General features: G+C 40.1%; 12 protein-coding genes and 2 pseudogenes. 10 read left to right on the top strand and 4 right to left on the bottom strand.

What is annotated here, in order from left to right; genetic code table 11:
• Nucleotides 1–10: 10 nt before the first annotated feature.
• From efp to K3248_RS04465, 4 genes and pseudogenes are all read right to left on the bottom strand, one after another.
• Nucleotides 11–580 (bottom strand): elongation factor P, encoded by a 570-nt coding sequence (gene efp / locus K3248_RS04480; protein ID WP_220717363.1) that lies wholly within the window; start codon nucleotides 578–580, stop codon nucleotides 11–13.
• A 247-nt stretch (nucleotides 581–827) separates the two neighbouring features.
• The gene (locus tag K3248_RS04475) at nucleotides 828–1,892 is read right to left on the bottom strand and encodes a tetratricopeptide repeat protein (RefSeq protein ID WP_220717203.1); all 1,065 of its coding nucleotides are present in this window, start codon (nucleotides 1,890–1,892) and stop codon (nucleotides 828–830) included.
• Nucleotides 1,893–2,429: 537 nt separating this feature from the next.
• A pseudogene (locus tag K3248_RS04470) lies at nucleotides 2,430–2,737 on the bottom strand (helix-turn-helix domain-containing protein).
• Between the two features lie 794 nt (nucleotides 2,738–3,531).
• On the bottom strand, nucleotides 3,532–4,194 hold the full coding sequence (locus K3248_RS04465; protein ID WP_220717202.1) for a thiamine phosphate synthase: 663 nt from the start codon (nucleotides 4,192–4,194) through the stop codon (nucleotides 3,532–3,534).
• A gap of 222 nt (nucleotides 4,195–4,416) precedes the next feature.
• Here K3248_RS04465 and opgC point away from each other — a divergent pair.
• From opgC to tolB, 10 genes and pseudogenes are all read left to right on the top strand, one after another.
• Nucleotides 4,417–5,414: pseudogene (gene opgC, locus K3248_RS04460) on the top strand (OpgC domain-containing protein); the annotation flags it as partial.
• 254 nt (nucleotides 5,415–5,668) lie between these two features.
• On the top strand, nucleotides 5,669–6,193 hold the full coding sequence (locus K3248_RS04455; RefSeq protein ID WP_220717201.1) for a DUF1465 family protein: 525 nt from the start codon (nucleotides 5,669–5,671) through the stop codon (nucleotides 6,191–6,193).
• 158 nt (nucleotides 6,194–6,351) lie between these two features.
• On the top strand, nucleotides 6,352–6,867 hold the full coding sequence (ruvC, locus tag K3248_RS04450; RefSeq protein ID WP_220717200.1) for a crossover junction endodeoxyribonuclease RuvC: 516 nt from the start codon (nucleotides 6,352–6,354) through the stop codon (nucleotides 6,865–6,867).
• A 30-nt stretch (nucleotides 6,868–6,897) separates the two neighbouring features.
• Nucleotides 6,898–7,518 (top strand): Holliday junction branch migration protein RuvA, encoded by a 621-nt coding sequence (gene ruvA, locus K3248_RS04445; RefSeq protein WP_220717199.1) that lies wholly within the window; start codon nucleotides 6,898–6,900, stop codon nucleotides 7,516–7,518.
• Between the two features lie 13 nt (nucleotides 7,519–7,531).
• Nucleotides 7,532–8,626, top strand: coding sequence for a Holliday junction branch migration DNA helicase RuvB (ruvB, locus tag K3248_RS04440; RefSeq protein ID WP_220717198.1), 1,095 nt, complete (start codon nucleotides 7,532–7,534; stop codon nucleotides 8,624–8,626).
• 206 nt (nucleotides 8,627–8,832) lie between these two features.
• Entirely contained in the window at nucleotides 8,833–9,273 is a 441-nt protein-coding gene (gene ybgC, locus K3248_RS04435; RefSeq protein ID WP_220717197.1) for a tol-pal system-associated acyl-CoA thioesterase, read from the top strand.
• Nucleotides 9,274–9,464: 191 nt separating this feature from the next.
• A complete protein-coding gene (gene tolQ, locus K3248_RS04430; RefSeq protein ID WP_220717196.1) occupies nucleotides 9,465–10,178 on the top strand; it encodes a protein TolQ in 714 nt (237 codons plus the stop codon).
• A gap of 15 nt (nucleotides 10,179–10,193) precedes the next feature.
• On the top strand, nucleotides 10,194–10,646 hold the full coding sequence (tolR, locus tag K3248_RS04425) for a protein TolR (RefSeq protein ID WP_220717195.1): 453 nt from the start codon (nucleotides 10,194–10,196) through the stop codon (nucleotides 10,644–10,646).
• Nucleotides 10,647–10,733: 87 nt separating this feature from the next.
• The gene (gene tolA / locus K3248_RS04420; protein ID WP_220717194.1) at nucleotides 10,734–12,380 is read left to right on the top strand and encodes a cell envelope integrity protein TolA; all 1,647 of its coding nucleotides are present in this window, start codon (nucleotides 10,734–10,736) and stop codon (nucleotides 12,378–12,380) included.
• A 38-nt stretch (nucleotides 12,381–12,418) separates the two neighbouring features.
• Nucleotides 12,419–13,741, top strand: a complete 1,323-nt coding sequence (gene tolB / locus K3248_RS04415; RefSeq protein WP_220717193.1) for a Tol-Pal system beta propeller repeat protein TolB — start codon at nucleotides 12,419–12,421, stop codon at nucleotides 13,739–13,741.
• Nucleotides 13,742–13,862 lie beyond the last annotated feature (121 nt).

The following is a 13,862-nucleotide window of genomic DNA, read 5'->3' as shown; positions in this document are numbered from 1 at the left end:
TTTTCTTCCTTTATTTATCACTTGCACGACGCAAATAAGTTAATTCGTTGGTGTCAACAACCACACGTTCGCCGCTGTTGATAAAAGGAGGGACAAGAATACGAATACCATTTTCAAGAATGGCTGGTTTATAAGAGGCGGTAACTGTTTGCCCTTTGATTGCTGGGTCAGCCTCTGCAATGGTTAGAGTGACTTGATCGGGAAGCGATATGCCAATAGGTTTTTCTTGATAAAGTTCAACGGTTACTGTCATCCCATCTTGGAGAAAAGCAGAGCGTTCACCAACAAAATCTTTTTGTAATTCAAGTTGTTCATAGGATTGCGAATCCATAAAAACCAAAGCATCACCTTGTTGATAGAGAAATGTAAAATCTTTTTGTTCAAGGCGTACGCGTTCAACTGTCTCAGCAGCACGAAACCGTTCATTGAGCTTTGTACCATCCATTAAATTTTTCAGTTCGACTTGATTAAATGCTCCACCTTTTCCTGGTTTGACTGCATTGCATTTAACGGCAACCCATAAGCTGCCTTGATGCTCGATTACATTGCCTGGTCGAATTTCATTGCCATTAATTTTCATCGTTTTATCCCATTCTATTCTTGCAAAAAGCGCTCTCTTTTTGTCTTTTACAAAAAGATTCCCCATCGCTTTTGCAGAGAAAAAAGCTTCAAAATACTCCTCCAAAAGAGCCTTTCTTGATTGTGGCTTTCCAACCCTTTGCAAGACCATAAAAAGAGTTGAGACGCAAGCCCTTTAAAAACTTCCTCAAAGATTTTTATGAGAATTTCGCTCTTGTAAGCAAAGAACATGATTTTTTAAAGATATCTTAAAGTATAGGAAGAAGTTTTATCGCTTGTTTACGTGCACTTTTTAATTGTGCATCAGACATCCCTTCAAGCATCATTTCAAGATCAGGTGCTTGCATTTTGGCTTGTTTGGCAAGCATATACCATGCTGCTGCCATGATTATATCGCCTTTTGTTCCTATCCCATCTCGATAAAGCCTAGAAAGAGAAATCTGTGCCGGTGCAACCATGTTAATGGCATTGCTGAGAAGTAAGTGAAAAGCACGTGAAAAATCAGTTTCTCCTCCACGGCCTTGTATAAGCCATTGCGCTAAAAGAATTTGTGCGAGAGAATGTTTGTTTTGAGCCGCAACTTCCATGAGTTTTCGTGCATTACGGTCATCCTTTGGTCGTTTTAAAGTACCCAGAGAGAGAATTTTTGCTGCAGCAAAAGCCGCCTCAGAATCTCCAAGCGCTGCGCCTTTTAAAAACCATTTTAATGCTTGTTCTATTGCTTCATCTTCACGGCTTTGTGAAGAAACACCTGCTAGAGCTTGTTTTTCACGCAAGGACTTATAAAGAAGTGCTTGACCATAATAAAAATAGGCTTCTTTTACCCCAGCATTGGCAGCTTTTCGAATAAATTGTTCACCAAGTTTTTGATTTTTAGCAACAAAATGGCCATCAAATAACATCAGTCCATAGCGTAGTTGTGCTTGTGGTTCACCTTGTTTTGCGGCACGACCAAACCATAAAGCAGCGCGTGCACCATCAATAGGAACAGCACAGCCTTCCATATAAATTCGGGCAAGAAGCGTTTGTGCAAAGGGGTCATTTTGTTCAGCGCGCCTTAGTGCTTCACGAAAAGCTTTCAAATAATAGCCTTGGATATAATAGTCATAGGCTTGATCATATTCTCCAGTTTTTAAGGGCTGAAAAGGTTTTTTTGTCTCTGAAGTGTCTTGAATAGTATTGAAAGAGCGTTCCAAATCTGAGGTTTCTTCAGCCATTTTTGTGGAATGTGCACCCGTGACAGCACTTGCCAAGGAAATTATTATGAGGGTAAAGAATGCTGTGCTTTTTTTTATTATGCTTTGCTTTATCATGAGTGCTCCTTCCCCATCAATATGAAGGAGTTTTTACATTTTTCTTTCACTATATCAAGTATAAACAAGGGACTATTGTCTGCAAAGTGTTTATCTTTAACGATAATCAATTTACAAGAGGGTTTTCATGAGGGGCGCGTTTAACCTTTTATCAAAGGCTTGAAATGATTTTCTTCTTTAAAAGAACGGGGATTTAAAAGAAGAGGCATTTCTGCCATTTTTATAGATCATTGCGTGCATGGAAGCAAAATTGACCTTGGTGGAAAATATTTTCTATTTTCCATAGAGTTACAATGTTATCCTTGACGCACATGTGAAGAGAAAATACAATGTGCTTTGTGCTTTTCATGAAAAATTTGCATTGGTGAAAGAGCAATTTTAGGCGGCGTGTTTTGCACTTATGGGCACGTCTTTTCGTTTGCTTTTCAATATTGTACTGACCACATATTGGAGTCTAAGCAAGCTTTGCTTGTTGGGGGATAGCTTTAAGAATGCACAGGATTGCAGATCTACACAGCCTTTGGGGCGTATATGATGTTAAAAGCTTTCATTGGGTTCATAAAGCAAGTGTAAAATTGCTCTGCGTTTTACAGGGGGGAGAATTCTAAATCTTTTGAGCAGTAGATATTCTTCTCTGCTGGATGCGATTTCGTCATGATGGGTAGAGGGGTCTCTTGTTTTGTTGTATTTTCAGTATAAAAAAAGGCAATCGGAACACCAAGAAGATCAGCAATTTCTTTTAACCGTCCAGCGGCAACACGATTTAAGCCTGTCTCGTATTTTTGAACTTGTTGGGCACTGATATGCAGGTGATCTGCTAACGTTTTTTGCGACATTTTCAGCATTTTTCGCCTGAAGCGAATTTTTTTGCCTACAAAAATATCGTTATGAGGATTTTTACCTTGTCATTTCCCCCCCACCGGTTGCGCGCGCCCTCGCATGGGTATTCCGGGAGTCTGAAAGTACTGAATCCGAGTCAGCTTTTTTGCTTTTAGTGCTGAGAAGCACCTGGACATGGCAAAATCTCCCGAAATTTTTGGGATACCCACAAAGTGGGTTTATTTTATGCGCGAGGTTTCGGGTTTTTGAATCCTTCTTGGTCGTTCGTGTATACGCCCCAAAATACCTTTTCACTCATAAAGAAACTGGAAAGGATGTACAATAAAAATGAACAGAGTTTGTGAAACGGTTGTTTATACGTAAAATTTTACGCTACAAAATACAATTTTTACGCCACGAAAATATTGTTATAAGAATTTTTACCTTGTCATTTTCCCCCACCGGTTGCGCGCGCCCTCGCATGGGTATTCCGGGAGTCTGAAAGTACTGAATCCGAGTCAGCTTTTTTGCTTTTAGTGCTGAGAAGCACCTGGACATGGCAAAATCTCCCGAAATTTTTGGGATACCCACAAAGTGGGTTTATTTTATGCGCGAGGTTTCGGGTTTTTGAATCCCTCTTGGTCGTTTGCGTATACGCCCCAAAATACCTTTTCACTCATAAAGAAATTGGAAAGGATGTACAATAAAAATGAACAGAGTTTGTGAAACGGTTGTTTATACGTAAAATTTTACGCTACAAAATACAATTTTTACGCCACGAAAATATTGTTATAAGAATTTTTACCTTGCATTCTCTGTATTATAAAGGGGCGTTTTTACATTTTTCGTGCATCATTTTTAGCAAGGGCAAAGGATTCTCATTTCCAAAAAGCATTTCTTCTACGGCTATAAATTCACTGCCAGTTTTTAAAACTTCCTCAAAGTTTGCAATGTCACTTCCTGCTTGAACAATGGCAGGAATTTCCATGATCTTTGCCCACCATTCTGATAACTGAAGATTGCGAGGGTGCGCGTTGGGCTTTTTATCCGCCCCTAATTTGCCAAAAAGCAGATAATCAATGCCTGTTTCAGCCGCAACCATCGCACAATGGCGATTCCGGATATTGCCAAAACCAATGATCTTTTGTTCTTTTTTTTCATTTTTTAAGTGTTCAAGCATGTTAAGGTCACCTTCTATATGGAGACCATCCGCCTTTGTTCGGCCTACAATGCGGCTGTCTCCCGCAATGACAAGAGCCGCGCCATTTTTTTGAATTTCTTCCACAAATTGTTGCGCTTGTTTTTGTAAAAAAGAAGCATCATCCTTTAAACCTTGAGAGTCATAAATGATAACGCAGACAAAAAATTGGGTTTGCAAAATTGGGCGCAAAAAATGGGGGCTAAAAGAGCGACGAACATCTAATGTCAAAACCAATTGAGGAAAAAGGGGAGAATCCATTGCTTTGTTTTGCTCTCTTTTCATGTAAAACCTTTGACTTTAAAAGAAACTTGATTCTTCAAAAGGAAAGCTGCATCCTAAAATACCTTGTTTTTTTATAAGGAAGGTCACTGCTTTTCTTTCACTTCTCGTAGCTTTTTAGCGCGCGCGACGTGTGAGGGGCATTTTATGGCATATCAGGGTGTTTTCAATCATAAAACGTAGCCTTTAGCTGCTGATACACACCCTTTTCTTCGTGATACACATATTGATGTGTTCTGTTCTTTTGCCTTATTGATAATTTTTACCAACCCTATTCTTGGAACCTTATATGAAATTCTTACATGTAAAAATTTTGGTTTTTCTGATTGTATAGAAATTTTTATTTTGTTTTCAGGTCGTTCTCTTGGGTTTAGCTTTCATGCGCGCTTGCAAAAAAGCCCTTTTTTCATTGTACGAAAATTGTGGTACAGAGCTTTTCAGCTGTATAAAGCCTCTCTTTTTACCACCTTCTTTCCATGAGCTCTTTTTTTGCAGCCTTTTACTCTGGCGTGGAGAAAAACTTTTAATCATGAATCATGTGGAACTCTTTTTTACACAGCCATTCATTGCATTTTTGTGTATTTTAAGCTTTGGCCATCCGTTGGGATATCATAATATTCTGTCTTTAATATTGTTTTGATGCTTTTTACTCCTTTTGCTCTTTATTTGCGTTATAAACAGACAAAGCTGCTGTTTTTTGGGCTTGTTTATGCTCTGTCTCATTTGTGGGCTTTATAAAATTGCACCAAATTCTTACCCTTTGCTCGGAAAATGGTTCTTGAATCCTTTGTCTTGGCAATTTTTATTTGTCATGGGCTTGATGCGTGCTTTGTCTTTTAACAAGGAAAAATATTCACTTTTCGTCCCTTTTGGATCACTGTGTTAGCAGGCTATCTGTTGCTTGCTTTATTATGGGGGCGCTTAAATTGGTGGGGGCTGATAGGGTGGTTTGGCTGGTCTTCTCCCTTACTGAATTTTGATAAAATATGTTTAAGTTTACCGCGTTTGCTCCATATTTTTGCTCTTGCATTCTTTATCTTTTGTTTGCCTCGTTTGCATCAATGGTTTTTTGTCTTAAAAGACCATCCTTTGGCTCTTTTGGAAGACATAGTCTTCCTGTCTTTATAATTGGAACCGTTTGTGCTATGGTAGGACAAGGCATCAAAACAGTGATGACAACAAATTTCTTTTTTGATAGTCTTTTAATGTTCAGTGGGGTTGCTTAATTTTTATGAAAAACGGCAAGCCTTTTTATCGGCTTTCTACAAGAAAAGCTCTTTGTTTATAAGAAAATACATTCCTTATAGGAGGGGTCTTCCTTGCCATATTAACCTTAGCTTAAGAAGAATATTGCGCAAAAATTTTAAAAGAGGTACTCAATTTAAAAAAAAGCATTCTATACAGTAAAAAAGAAACTTTTTTATTCTCATTTCGTTGAGAGGTATTATCTTTGTGCTGACATTTGGAGTATAAAAGCGTGAGTGCACACAAACGTCCCTATGATGACCCCATTATCATGATTGAGCATAGTGCTTTTGAAAATGCTTTTAACCGCCTGTATGAAGAAACAATGGCGCTGATTGAAGAAACAGCAGCTTATATCGATACCGAAGGAAAATTGGCTGTGCGTTCTCTTTCTGCTGAAATTTCAGCACTTTATGCAAAAGAAGCGATGTATTTAAGTACAAGGCTTATGCAAATTGCTTCGCAGCTTCTGCTTTTGCGTGCAGAGCGTGAAGGAGAAATGTCTCTGGAACAAATACAAAAAGAAATTGCAAAAGTATCGCTTCATACGCCAACATTGAAAATGGAAAATGGGCATTGGCAAGAATTGCCAGAAGTGTTTCGCACCTTTGTTGCACGTTCACTCCGGCTGGAAGCGCGTATGCAATATATGCGCTATGGGAGAGAAGAGGCTTCTTGCTCTTTTCTTCATGAAGAAGAAAAAAACCCCGTGGGAAGACAAATCGAAATGCTAAAAACCGCTTTTCGCTCTTCTTAAAAATGAAAAACTTGGTTTTTCTGAAGCTTTGGGGGAGTTTTTTTCTTTTTTTTAAATGGAAAAAGTCATTTGCTTGTTTGATATTTTTATCTTTTGCTTTCTTGGACTTTTTGCTCCTGCCTCTGTTCAACACTTTAAAAAATGGATAAATTGATTTTATGGCAGAGACGATTCGTATTATAGGTGTTGATCCTGGGCTACGGCGTACGGGATGGGGGATTATTGATCTCTTAGGAAACCGTTTGCAATTTATTGCTGCTGGGACTGTCTCTTCTAATGTACAGGGTGACCTTGCTTCTCGACTTTGCCAGATTTATGAAGGTCTTTCTGAGATTGTGCAAAAATTTATGCCCCATGAAGCAGCGGTGGAACATGTCTTTGTTAACAAAGATGCGGCGGCAACGCTCAAACTTGGACAAGCGCGTGCTATTGCTTTGTTGGTGCCAGCCCAAGCAAAGCTGCCCGTTTTTGAATATGCTCCAAATAAAGTCAAAAAATCTGTTATTGGTGTTGGGCATGGTGATAAAGAACAAATCCATATGATGGTAAAAGTGCTGCTGCCACGCGCTGAATTTGATAGCAGTGATGCTGCTGATGCTTTGGCGCTTGCTCTTTGCCATAGTACCCACCGAAAAAGCATTTATGCATCTTATCATTCAAGCATGGCAATGTGATGGAAGATGTAAGATAAGTGGGATGTGCTGATGATTGGAAAGTTAAAGGGAACGCTTGAACAGGTCTTTGATGATCATATCCTTCTTGATGTCCAAGGGGTGGGATATGTCGTTTTTATCTCTCATCGCTTGCGTCCTTCTTTACCCGCTCTTGGAGAAAGTTTAAATCTCTTTATTGAAACGCATGTTCGTGAAGATGCTATTCGTCTTTTTGGTTTTGCGACAAGAGCAGAACAAGAATGGTTTTGCATTCTACAAAATGTTCCTGGGGTAGGCGCAAAGGTGGCGTTGGCAATTATGGGAACTTTATCACCCGATGAACTCGCACAAGCCATTGCTCTAAACGATATTGCAATGATTAGTCGTGCACCAGGTGTTGGTAAAAAAGTCAGTGAAAGAATTGTGAGTGAGTTGAAAAATAAAGCGCCTCCCTTGCACGACAATAGTTTGGCGCATCCCGCATCTACCTTCCAGCAAAAAATAACCGATCAACCGGCGCATGATGCACTTTCTGCTTTGCTCAAACTCGGTTTTGAACGGGAAAAAGCTGCCAATGCTCTTGCGCGTGCAATGAATGCTCTAGAAGGTGAAACCATTTCTTCTGCTCTGCTTATTCGCTATAGCCTTAAATTGCTTTCTCCTCCTACATAAATAAAAGGTTAAAATGCATAAAAATGAAGATCAACGCCTTCTTGGTGCCGTTCCCCTTCCTAATGATCCAGATCGTTCCTTAAGACCACAAGTGTTGGATGATTTCATTGGGCAAGAAGCTGCACGGGCAAATTTAAAAATATTTATTGAAGCGGCAAAAACCCGTCAAGAAGCACTTGATCATGTTTTGTTTGTTGGACCACCGGGTTTGGGTAAAACAACTCTTTCTCAGATTATGGCAAAAGAATTAGGCGTTAATTTTCGCTCTACTTCAGGGCCTGTTATTGCTAAATCAGGCGATTTAGCAGCTCTCTTAACAAATCTTGAAGAGCGCGATGTCTTGTTTATTGATGAAATTCACCGTTTAAATCCGGCAATTGAAGAAATTCTTTATCCAGCGATGGAAGATTATCAATTGGATCTTATCATTGGTGAGGGGCCCGCAGCGCGTTCGGTGAAAATTGATCTCGCTAAATTTACTTTGGTAGCAGCAACAACGCGTTTGGGATTGTTGACGACACCATTGCGTGACCGTTTTGGTATTCCTATCCGCCTTAGTTTTTATACCGTAGAGGAATTAGAATATATCGTTCAGCGGAATGCGCGGCTTTTTTGTGTACAAATTAGTCAGGATGGAGCCCATGAAATTGCTCGCAGAGCACGTGGTACGCCACGCATCGCGGGACGGCTTTTGCGACGTGTTTGTGATTTTGCTTTGGTGAAAGGGGCAAAAAAAATTGATCAAAAAATTGCTGATGAAGCCCTTTCGCGTTTAGAAGTGGATCATCTGGGGCTTGATCCACTCGATCATCGTTATTTGCTTTTGATTGCTGAAACTTTTTTAGGAGGACCTGTGGGGATTGAAACAATTGCTGCTGCTCTTTCAGAACCTCGAGATGCTATTGAAGATATTGTAGAACCCTATCTGTTGCAGCAAGGCTTTATTCAAAGAACGGCTAGAGGTAGAATTTTAACCGAAAAAGCTTGGAACCATTTAGGGCTTGCTCCTCCCGCAACATCTACTGTTACACAAAAACGTGCTTCATTGTCAGAGTTAAAAGATAAGACATCTTTCCAAGCAAGTTTATGGGATGAAGAAGAGGATTGAGATATTCTTTGGGAAGAGCTCTCTCAATATATTTTAAAAAAGGATATAAAATAAATCTTCTTTGAGAGAAAAATTTGCGCCTTTTGAAGGCTTTATATATGCACTTTCATGGTTTCGACATAAAAATGCGTTTTAATATTTGATCAACAAAAGAATTTTCTAGAACAAAAACTTTATGGGGATAAAAATTTTATGGGATGGAGGAGATGGCGCAAACATACCCTTTCAACATGAATTCTACAAATGATTTTCATGATTTTCAGGTACGCGTTTATGTCGCTGATACAGACTTTTCTGGCGTGGTTTATCATGCTCGCTATCTTGAATTTTTTGAGCGGGGACGTTCAGAATTTTTAAGAGATACGGGCTTTAACAACAAGATGTTAGCATCAGGAATGCAGGGAGAAAAACTGTTTTTTGTTGTACGGAATATGGAAATTCATTTTTTACGACCAGCACAAATTGATAACCTTTTAACCATAAAAACACGGATTCAGCGTATCCAAGGCGCACGCTTTTTTATGGAACAATATTTGCTACGCGAAGATATGCTGTTGGTAACAGCAACAGTTGAAATTGCTTTAATTAATGAAGGTGGAAAACCACGGCGCTTACCCAAAGAACTTTTTTCTGCAGATCTTGTTTAAAAGGGACTTTGTTAAATTAAGTGTTTATTTTGTTGTAAAAGCCATTTTGTATGGCGTCTTTTTTTGAGAAAGACAAAGGGTTGTTTCCTAGTGTTTATTTCTTGGGGTTTATTTTCTGGCATTTAGAAAATATAAAACAATCTCTTTTATAGAGTTTTACAAATGAATCTTTCATTTAGAGGGACAAAAAAATGCCGCATGTAGAATTAACAAATCCAGAAACTATGGGAATTTTGCATTTGTTTATGCAAGCAAGTTTTGTTGTTAAAGCGGTCATGATTGGCTTGCTGCTCGCTTCTGTATGGAGTTGGGCGATTATTTTTGATAAAATTTTTACCTATCGCAGAATATGGAGAGAAATAAGGCAGTTTGAACATACATTTTGGTCAGGAAAACCGTTAGAGGATCTTTATGTAGCATGCAAAAATAGGCGTATTAATAGTATATCTGCTGTTTTTATGGCTGCAATGGTGGAATGGGAAAAGTCTCTAGCAAAAGGAGTTCACACATCCATAAGCTTACAAAGCAGAATTGATAAAGCGATGGATCTAACCTTGGGCCGTGAAAGTGAAAAAATAGAATCGAAATTAAGCTTTCTTGCAACATTGGGATCAGCAGGGCCTTTTATTGGACTTTTTGGAACTGTTGTGGGGATTATGGGGTCGTTTCTTTCTATCGCAGCATCTCAAAATACTTCGCTTGCAATTGTTGCGCCTGGAATTGCTGAAGCACTTTTGGCAACTGCTATTGGTTTGTTTGCTGCCATTCCTGCTGTGATTGCCTATAATAAATTCGTAAATGAAAGTGCGCATATTATTGCGCGCATTGAAAACTTTGCTGATGAATTCTCTACAATTGTCTCTCGTCGTCTTGATGAGACAAACACAGCGCATTCATCTTCATAAAGGAGCTTATATCCTATGGGAATTTCAGTTGCTTCTTCTTCTCGAAAAAATACACGCAGACGTCATCATTCGCAGAGCCGATTAATGAGTGAGATCAATATGACACCTTTGGTGGATGTAATGTTGGTGTTGTTAATTATTTTTATGGTTTCTGCGCCTCTTTTGGTAAATGGGGTTCCTCTTGATTTGCCGCGTAGTCAAGCTGGTCCTGTACAGGCAGATACGCCTCCTCTTACAGTTTCACTCGATGCACAGGGGCGTTTTGCTCTTAATCAAGATTATTACGAAACTTCAGAAGCTTTGATTGCACAACTTAAAGTGCAATTGGAAAACAATCCAGCACAAAAAAATCAACGTATTTTTGTACGTGCTGAGAAAAATATTGAGTATCAAAAAGTTTTACAGTTGCTTGCTGAACTCCAAAAAGTAGGTTTTTCACAAGTTGCTTTGGCAAGCCTTGCATCATAAAAGAATGATAAATTGTCGCACGTTGTATGGAAAGGCAATGGGGAGCGATTAAAATAAAAATATAACAACCATACGTAAGGCATAGAGATGAACAAAGACTCTTATCATAGCATGAAACGAGGCTTGGCTTTATCCCTTGCTGTACATGTGATTTTTCTCAGTTGGGGAGCAGTGCATTTTACGACGCCTGTTTCTTTGCCGAAACCATTGGAAGCTATTTCTATTACTCTTGCTCCTCTGGATGAAAAACTTTCTTATCAACAAGGGGCGTTGGATGCTCCTGTGCGTGCAATTCCCGCGGTAAAACCGACCACTAAGCCACAAGAACAAGAAGAAGCACATTATGTTGGAGAGGGCAAAATCGATAATCTTGCTCCCTTTAAACCAAAAGAAAAACCGCGTGATGTTAAAGCGACACCGCCACCGCCATCGGAAGCAGAAATGGTTGCAGAAAAACCTGTACCACGCTTGAAAACACAAGAATTATTAGAAGAAAAAACAGAAGAAATGCCAGAAATTTCTCTACAGGAGACTCTTGCGCTTTTACAAAAAGAGAAATTTACTCTTCCCCAAGAGGCGCCCAAGGTAGAGCAGGATAGGCATGAGGAGGCATTGCTCCAAGAAGCGCCCAAGGTAGAGCAGGATAGGCATGAGCAAGCATTGCCCCAAGAAGCGCCCAAGGTAGAGCAGGATAGGCATGAGCAAGCATTGCCCCAAGAAGCGCCCAAGGTAGAGCAGGATAGGCATGAGCAAGCATTGCCCCAAGAAGCACCCAAGGTAGAGCAGGATAGGCAAGAGCAAGCATTGCCCCAAGAAGCACCCAAGGTAGAGCAGGATAGGCATGAGCAAGCATTGCTCCAAGAAGCGCCCAAGGTAGAGCAGGATAGGCATGAGCAAGCATTGCCCCAAGAAGCACCCAAGGTAGAGCAGGATAGGCATGAGCAAGCATTGCTCCAAGAAGCACCCAAGGTAGAGCAGGATAGGCATGAGCAAGCATTGCTCCAAGAAGCGCCCAAGGTAGAGCAGGATAGGCAAGAGCAAGCATTGCTTCAAGAAGCGCCCAAGGTAGAAAAAGAGCATAGAAATAAAGAAATGAGCGCATTGCGAGAAGTGTTGCCCATGGCAGAAAAGATGCCTATAGAGCCGGTACCTCTTCCCCAACAAGAGCCCCAAATTGTGCTTCCGGAAAATTCTCCTTTCCCGCAGTTTAAACCAAAATTTGCAAAAAAAACTGTAACGCAAAAAGCACAAGCGCTTCATCAGAAAAAACAACAAACAACAGAGCAGACGATTGAAGATATTTTAGCAATGGAAGAACAAAATCTGCTCAATCGTGCACGTACACAAGGTGGGGGAGCAAAACGCTCTCAGAAACCAGAGGCTTTGGGAGCAAGAAAAAATATGGATGATACCGCAAAAATGGCGCAAACATTGGTTAATATTGCGGGGGGGTGTATTCAACAAAAGCTTAAACTTGTTGCTCTGGGTGGTGATTTGAAAAACCGTCCAATCTTGCGTTTGCGGTTTTATCTCAACCGTGAAGGAAGGGTGGTGGGAGATCCTATTATTGATCCTTTAAGTGGTGCAGAAAGCCAACAAGCGATTATGATAAGGCAGGTGTATGCAGCTGTTTTTGCATGTCAACCCTATCAAGACCTTCCACGTGATCAATATGATTTGTGGGGGCAGGGATTTGATTTTAATGTTGATCCCCTTCAAAATGTAATTGAGTAGTATATGATTTGCCTTTAAATGAAAGGATGCATTCCATTATGGCTATGACGAGATACAAATTTTTTTCTTGGCTTATTGTCACAGGCGGTTTGTGGCTTTCTAGTTTTTCATCTGTTCACGCACAATTAAAAGGAACAATTGCTAGTGCTGATTTTAGTCCTATTCCTATTGCTGTTACGGATTTTGTTTCCAATGATTCAATTGGATTAAAAATAACCGCTATCATTGCCGCCGATCTTGAGCGGTCAGGGCTTTTTTTACCCCTTGATAAGGCATCTTTTTTAGCACAAATTTCTCATCCTAATAGTCAACCCCATTTCGCTGATTGGCAAAAAATAAAAGCGCAAGGTTTGGTGGTTGGGCAAGTGATCAGAGAAACGGATGGACGTTTGAGAGTCGATTTTCGTTTATGGGATGTTTTTGGACAGCGACAACTCAAAGGACGGCGTTTTTATACAGCTACAGAACGTTGGCGGCGTGTTGCGCATATGATTGCCGATGAGATCTATAGTGAGATGACAGGAGAGAGTGGTTATTTTGATACGCGAATTGTTTTTATTGATGAAACAGGACCCCAAAACGCACGTATTAAACGTTTGGCTATGATGGATCAAGATGGGGCAAATTTGACCTATCTTTCCGATGGGAGTGAGTTGGTCCTTACCCCGCGCTTTTCACCTAAACGACAAGAAATTACCTATATGGCGTATGAGCACAATCAAATCCCTCATGTTTATCTGCAACAAATTGAAATGGGACAAAGAGAGTTAATAGGCGCTTTTAATAATATGACAATTGCTCCACGGTTTTCTTCTGATGGACAAAAAGTGATCATGAGTTTGTTGCAAAATGATGGGAGTGCAAATCTTTATACCATGGATTTACGTACCCGCACGACGACGCGCCTTACAACAACTTCTGCTATTGATACCTCTGCCTCTTATTCGCCGGATGGGACACAAATCGTCTTTTCCTCAGATCGTAGTGGTAAACCTCAAATTTATACCATGAATGTGGATGGAAGCAATCTTAAGCGGATTTCTTCTAATGGGGGGAGTTATTCTACGCCTATTTGGTCTCCACGGGGTGATTATATTGCTTTTACAAAACAAGCAGAAGGACAGTTTTCCATTGGTGTGATGCATCCTGATGGAACAGGAGAACGCATTTTAACAACTGGGTTTCACAATGAAGGACCTACTTGGTCTCCCAATGGACGCGTATTAATGTTTTTTCGCAAAAATCCAGGCGTGGGACCTAAAATTTATACCATTGACATTACGGGACGTAATGAACGCCTTGTGCCAACCCCCAATGATGCTTCTGATCCAGCATGGTCACCATTGCTTACAGCGCAATGAGGAAAAGAATGTTTTGGGTGCTCAAAGGATTACCTTTGTAAAAAGGCATAGGTCTTAGAATAAAATTGATCGGTTAAAATCTCTATGCGGACACCAAGAGATATCATGCGTATTTCTTGGT

It is taken from the genome of Bartonella raoultii, from assembly GCF_019659805.1.
In the GTDB taxonomy this organism is placed as follows: Bacteria; Pseudomonadota; Alphaproteobacteria; order Rhizobiales; family Rhizobiaceae; genus Bartonella; species Bartonella raoultii.
Note: the sequence above shows the minus strand (reverse complement) of the source record. Positions and strands in the feature narration are given on the sequence as shown.

What these genes read in the sequence shown, in the direction of transcription:
- efp (WP_220717363.1), bottom strand. Translation starts at nt 580, where the DNA reads ATGAAAATTAATGGCAATGAAATTCGACCAGGCAATGTAATCGAGCAT.
- K3248_RS04475 (WP_220717203.1), bottom strand. Translation starts at nt 1,892, where the DNA reads ATGATAAAGCAAAGCATAATAAAAAAAAGCACAGCATTCTTTACCCTC.
- K3248_RS04465 (WP_220717202.1), bottom strand. Translation starts at nt 4,194, where the DNA reads ATGAAAAGAGAGCAAAACAAAGCAATGGATTCTCCCCTTTTTCCTCAA.
- ruvC (WP_220717200.1), top strand. Translation starts at nt 6,352, where the DNA reads ATGGCAGAGACGATTCGTATTATAGGTGTTGATCCTGGGCTACGGCGT.
- ruvA (WP_220717199.1), top strand. Translation starts at nt 6,898, where the DNA reads ATGATTGGAAAGTTAAAGGGAACGCTTGAACAGGTCTTTGATGATCAT.
- ruvB (WP_220717198.1), top strand. Translation starts at nt 7,532, where the DNA reads ATGCATAAAAATGAAGATCAACGCCTTCTTGGTGCCGTTCCCCTTCCT.
- ybgC (WP_220717197.1), top strand. Translation starts at nt 8,833, where the DNA reads ATGGCGCAAACATACCCTTTCAACATGAATTCTACAAATGATTTTCAT.
- tolQ (WP_220717196.1), top strand. Translation starts at nt 9,465, where the DNA reads ATGCCGCATGTAGAATTAACAAATCCAGAAACTATGGGAATTTTGCAT.
- tolR (WP_220717195.1), top strand. Translation starts at nt 10,194, where the DNA reads ATGGGAATTTCAGTTGCTTCTTCTTCTCGAAAAAATACACGCAGACGT.
- tolA (WP_220717194.1), top strand. Translation starts at nt 10,734, where the DNA reads ATGAACAAAGACTCTTATCATAGCATGAAACGAGGCTTGGCTTTATCC.
- tolB (WP_220717193.1), top strand. Translation starts at nt 12,419, where the DNA reads ATGGCTATGACGAGATACAAATTTTTTTCTTGGCTTATTGTCACAGGC.